At 41.2% G+C, this 14567-nt stretch carries 8 protein-coding genes and 2 pseudogenes; 5 read left to right on the forward strand and 5 right to left on the reverse strand.

Annotated features, from left to right (window positions below):
- Window positions 1-638 precede the first annotated feature (638 nt).
- The 5 genes and pseudogenes from QOS06_RS05245 to QOS06_RS05265 all read right to left on the reverse strand — a co-directional run.
- A pseudogene (locus QOS06_RS05245) lies at window positions 639-1619 on the reverse strand (group II intron reverse transcriptase/maturase); the annotation flags it as partial.
- A 465-nt stretch (window positions 1620-2084) separates the two neighbouring features.
- A pseudogene (gene tnpA, locus QOS06_RS05250) lies at window positions 2085-2539 on the reverse strand (IS200/IS605 family transposase).
- Window positions 2540-2750: 211 nt separating this feature from the next.
- Entirely contained in the window at window positions 2751-3683 is a 933-nt protein-coding gene (locus tag QOS06_RS05255) for an FAD:protein FMN transferase (RefSeq protein ID WP_085719275.1), read from the reverse strand.
- Window positions 3684-3685: 2 nt separating this feature from the next.
- Complete coding sequence (locus QOS06_RS05260) at window positions 3686-4936, reverse strand: NAD(P)H-dependent oxidoreductase (protein ID WP_098035479.1); 1251 nt, start codon at window positions 4934-4936, stop codon at window positions 3686-3688.
- Window positions 4936-5508: an NADPH-dependent FMN reductase gene (locus QOS06_RS05265; protein ID WP_003669634.1), complete on the reverse strand. Its 573-nt coding sequence runs from the start codon at window positions 5506-5508 to the stop codon at window positions 4936-4938. Before QOS06_RS05265 ends, QOS06_RS05260 begins: the two co-directional genes overlap by 1 nt.
- Window positions 5509-5763: 255 nt before the next feature.
- Between QOS06_RS05265 and rlmD the strand changes: the two genes are divergently transcribed.
- The 5 genes from rlmD (at window position 5764) to carB (ending at window position 14483) form a co-directional block, all read left to right on the forward strand.
- Window positions 5764-7170 (forward strand): 23S rRNA (uracil(1939)-C(5))-methyltransferase RlmD, encoded by a 1407-nt coding sequence (gene rlmD, locus QOS06_RS05270; protein ID WP_085719271.1) that lies wholly within the window; start codon window positions 5764-5766, stop codon window positions 7168-7170.
- 137 nt (window positions 7171-7307) lie between these two features.
- Window positions 7308-8309 carry a LacI family DNA-binding transcriptional regulator gene (locus tag QOS06_RS05275; protein ID WP_085719270.1) on the forward strand — a complete coding sequence of 334 codons (1002 nt, stop codon included), beginning with the start codon at window positions 7308-7310 and terminating at the stop codon, window positions 8307-8309.
- Between the two features lie 169 nt (window positions 8310-8478).
- Window positions 8479-9852 (forward strand): SLC45 family MFS transporter, encoded by a 1374-nt coding sequence (locus tag QOS06_RS05280; protein ID WP_085650487.1) that lies wholly within the window; start codon window positions 8479-8481, stop codon window positions 9850-9852.
- Window positions 9853-10231: 379 nt separating this feature from the next.
- Window positions 10232-11320, forward strand: coding sequence for a glutamine-hydrolyzing carbamoyl-phosphate synthase small subunit (gene carA / locus QOS06_RS05285; RefSeq protein WP_085719269.1), 1089 nt, complete (start codon window positions 10232-10234; stop codon window positions 11318-11320).
- Complete coding sequence (gene carB / locus QOS06_RS05290; protein ID WP_085719268.1) at window positions 11313-14483, forward strand: carbamoyl-phosphate synthase large subunit; 3171 nt, start codon at window positions 11313-11315, stop codon at window positions 14481-14483. The genes carA and carB overlap by 8 nt, the downstream gene beginning before the upstream one ends.
- Window positions 14484-14567 lie beyond the last annotated feature (84 nt).

The raw sequence follows: 14567 nt of genomic DNA on the forward strand, positions 1-14567 counted from the left end.
AATAGCCTATATCCGCCAGTTTTAAGAGAAATTATCCCAAGCCACCTGGCACTACTTACCACTATCTTTTGGAGTAAGTTAAGTCATTCAATAAACCATTTTATAAATAAAAGGTAAAGTACTCCTTGAGATAAATAGCAACCATAAAGATCACTACCAGGTGGCATTTCATCTGTAGCTGTCGATCAGATGAATGGTGATACCTGCTGGCAAGTTACAACCAATCTTTTATTAAACAAGTGGCTAAACTAGCAATTTAAAAAACTTCATTTTATTAAAAAGCTGATAATTAAATGATGATTAATCGCCATCTTTTAATATCAACATTTTAGTAATAACTTTCAATTGTCATTCTACACTCTTAACAGTTTTTTTCAACTGATTTATCATCAGAAAATTTAACATTCAATGCTATTATATCAACCGTTGAGGAAGATTAAAGCAGCATACCCTCTTTTTTATTCACTTTTTATAAATGAAATAATGATCATATGTACCAATCTCCTCTGCCTTTCTTTATCGTTTGATCATTACCAATCTGTCAAATCGAGTAGGAGATAATTGACTAGTTCAATTATCGACCTCTCACACCACCGTACGTACGGTTCCGTATACGGCGGTTCGACAACTTAATCACATTAAATTGACTGGAGCATCTTGGACATATTCATTAGTCCGAGTTGATCCAGTTTTTCATTTTTAAGAGAGTAAGTTAGTGTCTTACTATGCGCGGTTTGCCAGTATCCCTTGCGGGTACTAGCGAATTTATACGCGTCGTGGTATGACATGCCTAACTTCTTTAAGTTAGTGACCTTTGTTTTAAATTTCTTCCACTGTTTCCAGATGTATTGTCGGATGCGTGTCCTTAACCATTAGTCTAATCGTTGAACAAACGCTGTCATTTTACCAATTGAATAGTATTGGAGCCATCCACACATTTTTCGCTGAATTTCCCCAAATATTCTAATAATTGAGACTCCTCGATTACGTTTGGTTAATTGCTTTAACGCGTGTTTAACTCGCCTTTGTGATTCTTTAGCTGGTCGCGCGTAAGCGCCATTCTGGTTTACACCTAATGAGAAGCCTAAGGGGCTACCAACTTTACTTTTATCTGGATTTACTTTGACCTTTAATCGTCTTTCTAGGAACTGCGTAATGCTTTGCATCACTCGTTCCCCTGCTCGTTGGCTTTTAACATAAATGTTACAGTCGTCCGCATAGCGTACAAAGTGGTGACCACGTCTGGTCAATTCCTTATCCAACTCATTTAGATAAATATTTGCCAATAGTGGAGAGAGCGGTCCACCTTGCGGTGCTCCTTTTTCACTTCACGCAAAAAGCCCATGATCTAGAACTCCGCTCGGAAGAAACTTACGAATTAGTCTCAATATCCATCGGTCACTAATGTATTGTTGGAGGTATTTCATCAGTAAATCGTGGTTTACGTTGTCAAAGTAGGCTTTTAAGTCTAGGTCAACAACACGTTTGTAACCATGATTATAAAGATCAACTACCTTCGCTATTGCGTCTTGGGCGCCACGATGTGGGCGAAATCCAAAGCTACTATCCGAGAAAATCTGCTCAAAGATGGGCGTTAATACTTGGGCTACCGCTTGCTTCTGTGGAAATTTATCTTATTCCTCTTGTCGGAAGCGTATAAGTCAGGCCTCCCCGGGTAAGAACATTAACTTTCGTACCATGTCACCGTTAGCTTTACTGAGAGTAACTTCGAGTAGTATTGGACTTCAGCTTGTTGTGCAACCTTATCCAGTTACCTTCAGCCTTATAGCTACTCCTTATTCATCGGTGCAGTACTTTGCCTTAGACTTCCTTCAGATTCTACTTCACAATGAACACCCTTGTCATCAGCTCATGGTTCCGACTAGGCCCATAGCGGACTTTCACCGCCTAGCTAATATCCATGCCAGGCGCACACAAATCATAATCACCCGTCAAACGGGTGGTTTGCACATCGGCTATAAGCCGATAATAAAAGCCGGCGTCTCAAGGCGCTGGCTTTCGCTTTGCTCAAGCCAAAATGCTCTGACTACTTTGCCACCGCTTTAAGCGGTGTTTGTACTACCTCACTTACCCTTAAAAGGGTCCGAATATTCCACACTTGTTAGCTTATCCATTGATATATCACGTTTCTCTTGATCTCGGATATACTTCTTTATCGTGGATTCATTTAATCCAACTGTAATCACATAGTAGCCTTCAGCCAAAAAATGTCGGTTCCCATATTTGTATTTTAAGTTTGCATGTCGATCAAACATCATTAATGCACTTTTCCCTTTTAAGTATCCCATAAACTACGAGACACTTAGCTTCGGCGGAATACTTACTAACAAGTGCACATGATCTGGCATCATATGACCTTCAATTATTTCTACTCTCTTATATTTGCACAATAAACAAATATAATCTCTCAGGTTCGGTATTGATTGAAGATCGCTTTACGTCTATACTTTGGTATGAATACGATGTGATACTTACATAACCACTTCGTATGGGCTAAGCTATTTAATTTATTAGCCATATTTATATAACCTCTTTTCCCTTATTGGCTTTGGCTTGAACACCTACATCTTAAGGCAAAAGAGGCCTTTTTTATATAATTTTTATCGCCCACCCGCATAGCAGGTGGTTTTTTGTTTCGTGCACTCGCTCTGCTCGCGCACTCAACCAGGTCTAAAGACATTAACAAAAAAGCGTAGGTAAACATTTCGTTTACCTACGCTTAAATGAAATCAATTTTTATTCAGCCCAACGTTTACCATTGATTCATCATTATGAATAAAGATAGCGCCACGGTTACCAGGACGCACTTCCCAGCCTGTGATTGGTTCACCATTGAAGAAGAGTCGCTTAGCCTCAATTTCACCCATTACCGATTGATCAGTAAAAACAGTCACACTGCTCAAATCAGTCTCTAATGGGTATCCAGTCCGAGGATCTAGTAAATGGTGATAACGACGACCATTTTTGATCAAAAATCGTTCATAAATCCCAGATGTAACTGCCGAACAAGCCGGTTCGCGGACAGTTGCCAAATTTTCACCTCGATGCAGTTGCGGATCCTGCACACCGATGATCCACTGCCCATCATCCCGCCGTGGCGACTTACCAACAAATAAGAGATTCCCCCCTAAGTCGATAATTCCCGCGGGAACTCCAGCTTCAATCCAAAGATCCCGAATACGGTCCGCAATATAGCCCTTCGCAATTCCGCCAAGGTCTAATTCCATCCCTGGCTCTTCTAAATATACCGTCCGTGCTTCTCGGTTCAGCAATACTTTATAAGGGTCAATCAACTTCAACCGCTCTTTGATCTCAGCATCACTTGGCACGTGCGCCCCTACAAAACCGATTTTCCATAATTTTACTAACGGGCCAATCAAAGCGTTAAAGCCAAAGTTTTCACGACTATATTTCACTGCCAGCTCAATGAGGTCAAAAGTCGTTGGCGATACCATTTTCGGAGTTTTCCCTGCACCATGGTTCACCGACATCACTTCTGATTCATTACGGTTAACCGTTAATTGGTCCTCATAGTGGTCAATTAGGTCCATTGATTTCTTTAACAATGAAAAATACTTGTTGCCAAAAATCGTTAAATTTATGCGAGTTCCGAGAGCGTGATGAGTCATCACATGCCGCTGCGCCATCAATTCATTATTCATAACTAGTTTTCGGATGCACCTGTTGTAGCATCTGCCTCATCATCATTTGCGTCTACGCTGCCTGCATCTGATACGCCTGTTGTAGCGTCCGCATCAGTATCATCGTTTGCTGCTGGTGCTGGGGTTGCAACCACTTCACTAGCATTGTCGGTGTTATCATCATCACTTGATTCTGAAGCACCAGTTGATGCATCAACGCTGTCAGCTTCTTCACTGTTGTCATTAGCATCCTCATGCTTAGATGCACCAGTGTTACCATCAGTACTCCATGCACCATTTTCGAAGAGGTTAAGAATGTATTCCACACTACCAGTAAATTCGATGGTTCCAAGGTAATGACCATTAACATCACGTAAAGCGTAGTATTGAATCAATGAACGGTGACCATTCATCCATAATGGACGGGTAACAACGTCTTTTTCACCATTCCGGAAACTGTTAATAATCTTCATAACAACCGGAACAGCCAACGGTGGATGACATTCTTGAACAGTTTCCCCGAGAGAAGCTACATTCCGAACGTGTTCCCGATTTGGCTTGTCAGAGAACCATGCGAAATGGTCAGTACTGTCAATTAAGTCAATTTCAAATGGGATTGTACTGAAGATTTGTTGAACTTCTTTTAATGTCAACCGACCAGTAGGGAAATTAATGTAAGCTTCACTGATCGTTGGTTGTTTAACGGACATATCCAGTCCCTCCTTATTTGCATTTTCAAAGATTTGAATGTATTCCACAAAATGGGTAAAGCAGTTTTCAAGGTTATCACGTGCTTCGGCATTAATTAACCGACCGTCTTTGGAGAAGGAATGACTAGCATTACCAATCAGAACTTCATTTCCTGGTAATAGGTTAGCATCACAATCAGGAGAAACCAAAATCTGCCGCATTTGAACTTGAGATCTTGCAGAAGCTTGGCGTCCATAAGATACACCGACAACCATAACTGGCTTGCGTTTTAATACATCAGTCTTGTAAGAAAGCCATTCTACTGTACTCTTTAAGGCCGCTGGAATCCCATGGTCATATTCAGGAGTTGAGAAGATAACTCCGTCTGCAGCCTTAACTTTTTGCTTTAACTTCCATACCTCTGTTTGTTCAGAAAGAGGGGCATCAACGCTAAATGGTGGCAATTGGCTAATTTCAGCAATTTCAATATCAGCCATTTGACGGAAGTGCTTTTTCATGTATTTAAGCAAAATCCGGTTATATGAGAAATTGGCATTAGTTCCAACTAAAGCAAGGATTTTCATTACTTCTTCGCCTCCTTCTTTTCAGCAACCATACGATTGATTGCCTTGGCGTAGTGTTTGAATTCACGCATACATTTTTCTAAGAAATGAATAGTCGTTTCGTTAGTAATGTCACCATCTTTATCAATGATATTAGCGGCATCACTCATAAAGAACTCTTCGTTTTGGAAAATATAAGCATTAACACCTGGTGAGATTAAAATATCTCGTAATTGAACTTGAGAACGGGATGAGCCTTGGTCATGGGTAGAAGCACCGATGATCATGACTGGCTTATTTTCTAATGGATGAACTTCATAGGAAAGCCATTCAATTACACACTTTAAAGCAGAGGTAACAGAGTGGTTGTATTCTGGGCTGGCAATGATAACAGCATCGGCGCTTGAAACACGACGATCAATATCAGCAACAGCCTCAGGAATCTTTCCCTTATAATTTTCATTAAACATTGGCACTTGACGAATATCAATCACATCAATATCATCATCACTAAAATGACGGGCAATAAATTCTAATAACATCCGGTTGTATGAATGATTAGCATTTGACCCGGCAATTGCAGCAATTTTCAAACGTGTCACTTCCTTTAAGTTATTTATGCAACATTTCACATTGTTATTCTACTATATTTTACTCGTTCAAAAAACATATTATTAGTAATATGCACACTTAATTGACCATTTCCATAACAATTGACTATAAGTTTGGCTAAGTTATCATTCCGAAAATTAATTACGCGATTTTTCATCTCTGACATATTTGTCCAGTGGTATTTGGAGATGTGCTAAAATAGTCAACACATTGAATTAATAGAACGGAGAAATAATATGACACAAACTAAACAACATGAACAAGATGTTGATGTATGGGTTGGGAAACGATTCCCCCTCACAATTCGTCGCCTAGGCGTTAACGGGCACGGAATCGGCTACTATAAGCACAAGGTATGTTTTGTCCCTGGTGCCCTGCCAAATGAAGTCGTAGTCGCGGAAGTTACACGCGTTCTCCCACGCTATCTTGAAGCTAAAATTCACCGGATCCGGAAAAAGAGTCGGGATCGGGTAACGCCACGAGATGAGTACGCTGATATCGCTGGTGGTTTTGAACTTGAAAACCTCGCTTACCAACAACAATTAAAGTTTAAACGGCAAGTAATCATCGATAGTCTCGAAAAGTTTCAACCATACGGCTACCGTAATTACGATGTTCGCCCAACTATTGCAGCCCCTGAAGAATACGGTTACCGTAACAAGGCCCAGTTTCAAATCCGAATGGTCAATGGCAAAGTAGCAGCCGGTCTTTACCAGCCAAACAGTCATACCCTCGTTGATATGGAGACTTGTGCTGTTCAAATGCCCCGTACAATGGAGACAGTTCGAGCAGTTACGAAGATGATCGAAGACTTGCAAATCCCAGTTTATGATGAAAAGAACAATAGCGGTATCATCAAAACCTTAGCAGTCCGTGAATCATGGTCAACTGGGGAAGTCCAATTAACCTTCATTACTAATTCTGCTAAACTTCCTCACAAACGCGAATTGCTTGAACGCATTGAAAAAGAACTACCAGCAGTTGTTTCAGTTATGCAAAACGTTAACCCAGGTGATACACCCTTAATTTGGGGTGATAAAATGATCCACCTCGCTGGAAAAGATTCAATCCTTGAAAGCTTGATGGGACTCGATTTCAAACTCTCAGCACGTTCATTCTTACAACTAAATCCTGAACAAACAGAAGTGCTGTACGAAGAAGCTTCTAAAGCCCTTGAATTGGACAAAGATGATACCTTAATTGATGCATATGCCGGGATCGGGACAATCGGCCTTTCACTTGCATCGCGGGTAAAATCTGTTTGCGGAATGGAAATCATCCCCGAAGCGGTGGCTGATGCTAACGAAAATGCCAAGCTAAATAATATTACTAACGCTAAATATGAAGTCGGCAAAGCAGAAGAAGTTCTTCCCCGCTGGCAAAAAGAAGGACTCAACTTTGATGCCCTTGTTGTTGATCCTCCGCGAACCGGGTTAGATGACCAATTAATCAAACAAATCTTAAAAGTTAAGCCGCGAAAGTTTGCCTACGTCTCATGTGGTATGGCTTCTCTTGCCCGTAATTTACGGCGGTTAACTAGTGTCTATCACGTTGACTACATTCAACCAATTGACATGATGCCCCAAACAGCACGCTGTGAGGCAGTCGTGAAATTATCATTACGAAACGGAAATAAAGAATAGCTATGTAGGCTGGAAGAATTTTTCTTTCGGCCTATTTTTGTTTTAAATAATGATTAAGCCCCCATTGAAAGCGTTTACAAAAAATCGCAATTTCATTATAATAGGTTTAATAAGAAAACAATAAAGGAAGTCCGTCTATGAAGCCAACAATTAAAGATATTGCTCAACGGGCCCACGTTTCAACGGCCACTGTTTCTCGTGTTTTATCCAAAAAGGCGAAATCCTACCGTCCCGAAACCGCGGCTAAGATTGAAGCAATCGCTAAAGAACTAGGATACAAGAAAAACCTTGCAGCGGCTGAATTAGCTGCCAATAGTAGTATGTTAATTGCCGTTATCTTAAATAATACTCAAACGAATTTCTCAAATGATATCATCGCTGCTATTCAAGCAGAAACAGATAAAGCTGGTTACCAAATGTTTATTCTTTACGCTGGAAACCATAACGCCCGACTGCTTAATCAAGCAATTAGCGTTGCCCTCGAACGGCATGTTGCCGGCATTCTGCTAGTCGCAACCTCCCTCGACGAACAAGCAGCTCGCACCTTACAAGAAAGCAATACCCCTTGTCGGTTAGTATCGGTCTATGACGAAACTGATTCCCGATATATTGGATTTAAATTTACAAGTTCAAATAACGAGGAAATTGGTTATTCAGCCGCTAACTATTTAATTGAACGAGGACACTCACGGATTGGATTAGCCGGCATCGATCGTTCTTCAACCGGTAAGCAACGACTTCAAGGCTACCAACGGGCAATGACTGAACACGGATTAATCCCTCATATGGGATGGGTCGAATATGGGGATTACAGTTTTGGTCCTCAGCAAAATATGCTCAAAACACTAATGAATAAGAATCTTGACGCGATCATCACAGCTAGTGATATGGTGGCTGTGGGCATGATCAGAGAGGCTCATTTGCTAGGCCTTGATATTCCAAAAGACCTATCATTTATTAGTATCGATGGGACTTTTCTTTGTGATATTACCATCCCAACTATTACAAGCGTAACTCAGGACTTTTATCAAATGGGACTCATCGCAGTTAGGAGCCTATTGAACGATGATGACTCACAATTTATCCCAATCCATATCACACCGCGAAATAGCGTAAGACTCCTAGGCAAAAAACATTAGAGCATTAAAAAGTCGTGATCTTTTTATTGAAACAGATCACGACTTTTTACTATCCTTTTTTGCAAGCGGTTGCACAAATGAAATAAATTTGTTATATTATTCGTGTAAGAGCTTACACAAGCTCGAATTGCAATTATTTTATACATTTTTTCGTTAGGAGTTGTTTTTCATGAGTCAAGATGAGTCTGTCGTACTTAACCAAGGCCAAGAAACTTCGACGAGTGGATTGCCAATTTTACCAAAGAGTACCATCTGGATGATTAACTTTGGTTTCCTTGGGGTTCAAATCGCCTTTACGTTACAAGGTTCACAAATGAGCCGGATCTTCCAAACAATTGGTGCTAATCCTAATAATTTGGGATGGTTCTTCTTACTTCCACCACTTGCAGGATTGATCGTGCAGCCAATCATTGGTTATTATTCTGACCGAACATGGGCGCCAAAACTTGGTGGTCGGCGTCTCCCCTACCTGTTAATCGGGATGGTCATTGCCGTCATCGTTATGATTTTACTGCCTAATTCAGGAAGTTTTGGATTTGGATACGGTTCGTTAGCAGCCCTCTGGTTTGGGGCTATTACCGTCGCCTTCCTTGATCTTTCATCAAATATGGCGATGCAGCCATTTAAGATGATGGTTGGTGATATGGTTAACGATGATCAAAAGAGTTATGCATACGGGATTCAAAGTTTAATCTGTAATACCGGTGCCGTTTTAGCAGCCATTTTCCCATTCCTTTTGACATGGTGGGGTATATCAAACACTGCTAAAAAGGGTGTTGTTCCTCAATCAGTTGTAATTTCGTTCTACGTTGGCGCTGTTATTTTAGTCATCACCTGTCTCTTTACTATCTTCCGGGTTCACGAATATGATCCCGCAACTTATGCTCGTTACCATGGTATTTCAGAGGAAGACAATAAAAAAGGTGGAAACTGGTTTACCCTCTTAAAGCATGCTCCACGAGTATTTTGGAATGTCGCATTAGTTCAATTCTTCTGCTGGTTCTCTTTCCAATACCTTTCAACTTATGCGGTCGGGGCCATCGCTAAGAATGTTTGGTTAACAACAGATGCTTCTTCTGCTGCCTACCAAGCTGCCGGTAACTGGTACGGTGTTATGACCGCTGTTCAATCAATTGCAGCAGTTGTATGGTCATATGTTCTGGCTAAAGTTCCTAATAACCACCACAAAGCTGGCTATGCTTTCAGTCTTTTGCTCGGGGCTATTGGATACACATCAATCTTCTTTATCCATTCACAAAACGCCCTTATCTTCTCCTTCGTTTTGATCGGAATTGCTTGGGCTTCAATGAACACCTACCCATTAACAATGGTTACAAATGCCTTATCTGGTAAACACATGGGTACTTACCTTGGCCTATTTAATGGTTCAATCTGTGTACCACAAATGGTTGCCTCACTACTTAGTTTTGGTCTCTTCCCATTACTTGGTAGTTCCCAAGTCAACATGATGCTTGTTACCGGTATTTCTGCTCTCTTAGGTGCAATTTCAGTTCTCTTTATCAAGGAAACTTACCAAGCCTAATTATTCTAAAAAAGTAGAGTTTGCAGACAAAATTTGCAGACTCTACTTTTATTTTAAATAAGATTTGTTATAATACCTAAAAGCCTTTATGCAGTTTTTTGTTTATAATAAACATGTTTTTGCATAAAAATTCATTAGTGAATTGACAAAAGCATAAAATTACAGTAGTTTAGTATCAATCATTATCCTTTAATTTGGTCCCGTGAGGCTAACAAGGGCAGCGTTGTATTACTAACATTGAATTATACATATATATTCAATTTTTCGTATACGCTTAAGCCCATTACCAATGGTTTAAGCGTTTTTTATTAAACTTTTTTACAACGTGCAACTAGTTTATGTGATCAGTGGAAGGGTTTTGCAAGAAAGGATGAAACTCATGAAACGATATTTAATTCTAGAAGATGGTACTGTCTATACCGGCGAGGGTTTTGGCGCTACCAAGGCAACTCTTGGTGAGGTTGTCTTCACAACAGGGATGGTCGGCTATCAAGAAGCAATTACCGATCAATCATTTGCCAATCAGATTTTAGTCTTTACCAATCCTCTCATCGGTAACTATGGGATTAATAGTGAAGATAACGAAACATTGTATCCCCAAATCAAGGGCGTAATTTGTCATCATGTCGCTCGTGTTCCCAGCAACTGGCGCATGACTGACTCGCTCCCTAATTTCTTAGCAAAGCACCACATTCCTGGCCTCCAAGGAATTGATACACGTGAACTAGTCCGTAAGCTTCGTCAATATGGAACATTGCGCGGAATTATGACCGATAATGTTACCGATATCAAAGATAAGCTTGAACAGTTAAAACAAACTTCGCCAACCCAGAACATTATTAGCAAAGTATCTACTAAAGAATCCTACGCTAATCCGGGAACTAAGCGAACTGTTGTTGTTCTTGACTTCGGAATGAAAAATAGCATTCTCCGTGAATTAAATAAAAGAAACTGCAATGCAATTGTCCTTCCTTATAACGCCTCGATCAGTGAAATAATGGTGTTCAATCCAGACGGCATCCTCCTTTCGAACGGTCCTGGTGATCCACTTGAAATGGCAACTATTGCGGAAACTGTCGCAGAATTAGAAAAACATGTGCCTATTTTCGGCATTTGCATGGGCCATCAAATCTTTGCCCTAGCTAATGGTGCCAAAACTTATAAGATGAAATTTGGTCACCGCGGTTTTAACCATCCTGTCCGTAATCTTAAAACAGGAAAAATCGCATTTACCTCTCAAAATCACGGTTTTGCGGTTGATCCATCCTCCATTGATGATACTGACCTCCAAATCACCCACCTTGAAGTGAACGATGGCACGGTTGAAGGACTCCAGCATTCAAAGTATCCTGCATTTTCCGTTCAGTTCCATCCAGACGCTGCGCCAGGACCCCACGATGCTGAACAGCTTTTTGATAAATTCATGGCATTAATTGACAGTAATAAGGAGGTTCTCACCTATGCCTAAACGAACTGATATTCATAAAATTCTCGTCATCGGATCTGGTCCTATTATTATTGGCCAAGCAGCTGAATTTGATTATTCCGGCACGCAGGCTTGTCTTGCCCTCCGCGAAGAAGGATACGAAACCATCCTTGTTAATTCTAATCCAGCAACAATCATGACTGATAAGGAAATTGCTGATCATGTCTACATCGAACCATTAACGGTTGACTCCCTCTCTCGAATTATCCGTCAAGAATATCCTGATGCAATTTTACCAACCCTTGGCGGACAAATCGGCCTCAACTTAGCTGTCTCCTTGTCTAAAACTGGTCTCCTCGACGAATTAGGAATTGAACTTCTCGGAACTAAGCTGGATTCGATTGATGAAGCAGAAGACCGCGAAAAATTCAAGGAATTAATGAATGAGCTTGGTGAACCTGTTCCGGCTTCACAGACAGTTAATACTGTTGATGAAGCAGTCGAATTCGCACACCAATGCGAATATCCAGTAATCGTCCGTCCCGCCTTTACTATGGGTGGTACAGGTGGCGGGATCTGCCATAATGATGCAGAAATGCGTACTGTTGCCAAGAATGGCTTGGAATTATCCCCTGTCACCCAATGTTTAATTGAAAAGTCAATCGCGGGCTATAAGGAAATCGAGTTTGAAGTAATGCGGGATTCAGCTGACAATGTAATGGTCGTTTGTTGTATGGAAAACTTTGACCCAGTGGGAATTCATACCGGTGACTCCATTGTATTTGCCCCTAATCAGACCCTTAGCGACCGCGAATATCAGATGCTCCGTGATTGCGCGCTCAAGCTGATCCGTGCCCTCAAAATCGAAGGGGGATGTAACGTCCAACTAGCTCTTGATCCGCAAAGTTTCCAGTATAACGTTATCGAAGTTAATCCGCGGGTTTCCCGTTCATCTGCCCTTGCTTCCAAGGCAACTGGTTATCCAATCGCTAAAATGGCTGCTAAAATTGCGGTTGGCCTTACCCTCGATGAAATTAAGAATCCCGTTACCAAGACAACTTTTGCTGAATTTGAACCGGCACTTGACTATGTTGTCTGCAAAATTCCCCGCTGGCCGTTTGATAAGTTTACTCAGGCTGATCGACACCTGGGCAGCCAGATGAAAGCCACGGGAGAAGTAATGGCAATTGGTCGGACAGTTGAGGAAGCTCTCCATAAGGCTGTTCGTTCACTCGAAATTGATGAAAAAGACCTCTTTTCAGCAGAAGCTCATCATGCGCCAACAGATATGCTTGAAAAGAAGTTACGTTATCCCCAAGATGATCGGTTATTTTATTTAGCAGAAGCATTTCGGCGTGGATATTCCCTTAAGCAAACTCATGACTTAACTAAGATTTCCCCCTATTTCCTCGATATCGTCAAACACTTGGTGGAACTTGAAGACGATCTTAGTACCAAGCCATTTGATGCAGAAACACTGATAATCAGCAAAAAATATGGCTTTAGCGATGCAACAATTGCCCGCCTTTGGCATACTTCCTCACAAGAAGTTCGGAAATTCCGAAAACAGAATGAAATTCTCCCCGTATATAAGATGATCGATACCTGTGCTGCTGAATTTGCTTCTTCAACCCCTTATTTCTACAGCGCATATGACCATGAAAATGAAAGCCAACGGACAAAGAAGCCATCTATCCTTGTCCTTGGTTCAGGGCCAATCCGGATCGGTCAAGGAGTTGAGTTTGACTATGCGACCGTTCATAGCGTTAAGGCAATTCAACGGGCTGGTTATGAAGCAATTGTCATCAATTCGAATCCAGAAACTGTTTCGACAGATTTCTCGGTCTCAGATAAACTCTATTTCGAGCCCCTCACGCTTGAAGATGTCCTAAACGTGATTGATCTCGAACAACCAGTAGGCGTGATCGTGCAATTTGGTGGACAAACAGCGATTAATTTAGCAGAAGGTCTTGCTAAAAATGGGGTTAATATTCTTGGAACAACCGTTGACGACCTTGATGCCGCTGAAGATCGAGAAGTATTCGATAAAGTTATCACTGATCTAAATCTTAAGCAGCCAATCGGTTTAACCGCAACTACTCACTCTGCCGTTATCAAAGCGGCTGAAAAAATCGGCTATCCCGTTCTTGTTCGTCCAAGTTATGTTCTCGGTGGTAAGGCCATGGAGACTGTTTATAATCAAGAAGAACTGCAACAATACCTTCAACAAAACGCCTCCATTACTGCTGATCACCCTATTTTAATCGATGCCTACCTTGAAGGACGGGAATGTGAAGTAGACGCAATTTGCGATGGAAAAGACGTCCTTATCCCTGGAATTATGGAACATATTGAACATGCGGGCGTTCACTCGGGAGATTCAATGGCAGTTTATCCCCCACAACATTTTGATGATGACATTAAACAACAAATCGTTACTGCTACCGAAAAATTAGCAGTTGCTCTTAAATGTATTGGCATCATGAACATCCAATTTATTGTTCATAATCGCGAAGTGTACATCCTTGAAGTTAATCCGCGAGCTAGTCGAACAGTGCCATTCCTCAGCAAGATTACGGGAATCGAAATGGCCCAAGTTGCTACCAGAGTTATCCTTGGCCAGTCACTTGCTGATCAGGGTTTTACTAACGGTCTTTATCCAGAACCACAAACCATTCATGTTAAAGCTCCTGTCTTTAGCTTTAACAAGTTAGCGAACGTTGATTCTTATCTCAGTCCAGAAATGAAATCGACAGGCGAAGTGATGGGGACAGATACCACCTATGAAAAAGCACTTCATAAAGCCTTTTCTGGAGCACACGTTCAAGTCCCTAACAATGGCAAAATTCTCTTTACGATTGAAAATGGGGATGAAGAAGACATTCTCCCACTAGCAAAACGGTTTGCTCAGATTGGCTACCAAATTTTCACTACCCCACAAACAGCATCGCACTTTAAGGATAACGGCATTCACGTCCATCAAAAAATATCTAACATTGATGAACTCAACCGACTCTTAAAAGCCGGGCAAATCGATCTTGTTATCAACACTATGCGCCATGATTATGAACAAGATTCACTTGGCTTTCAGATCCGCCAAAGTACAATCGCGCAAAATGTTCCCCTCATGACTTCACTTGATACAGTCAATGCGTTGCTGCACGTCAAAGAAGATCAATGTTTGGAAGCCATCACAATTAAATAGAATCGAATAGGAGATAATTGATTAGTTCAATTATCGACCTCTCACACCACCGTACGTACGGTTCCGTATACGGCGGTTCGACAA

The sequence above is a fragment of the Limosilactobacillus sp. DJ3M12 genome (assembly GCF_947381695.1).
Lineage (GTDB): Bacteria > Bacillota > Bacilli > Lactobacillales > Lactobacillaceae > Limosilactobacillus > Limosilactobacillus kinnaridis.

Bases quoted from the DNA above. Each gene is read 5' to 3' on its own strand.
- QOS06_RS05255 (WP_085719275.1), bottom strand. From the start codon at position 3,683: ATGAATAATGAATTGATGGCGCAGCGGCATGTGATGACTCATCACGCT.
- QOS06_RS05260 (WP_098035479.1), bottom strand. From the start codon at position 4,936: ATGAAAATCCTTGCTTTAGTTGGAACTAATGCCAATTTCTCATATAAC.
- rlmD (WP_085719271.1), top strand. From the start codon at position 5,764: ATGACACAAACTAAACAACATGAACAAGATGTTGATGTATGGGTTGGG.
- QOS06_RS05275 (WP_085719270.1), top strand. From the start codon at position 7,308: ATGAAGCCAACAATTAAAGATATTGCTCAACGGGCCCACGTTTCAACG.
- QOS06_RS05280 (WP_085650487.1), top strand. From the start codon at position 8,479: ATGAGTCAAGATGAGTCTGTCGTACTTAACCAAGGCCAAGAAACTTCG.
- carA (WP_085719269.1), top strand. From the start codon at position 10,232: ATGAAACGATATTTAATTCTAGAAGATGGTACTGTCTATACCGGCGAG.
- carB (WP_085719268.1), top strand. From the start codon at position 11,313: ATGCCTAAACGAACTGATATTCATAAAATTCTCGTCATCGGATCTGGT.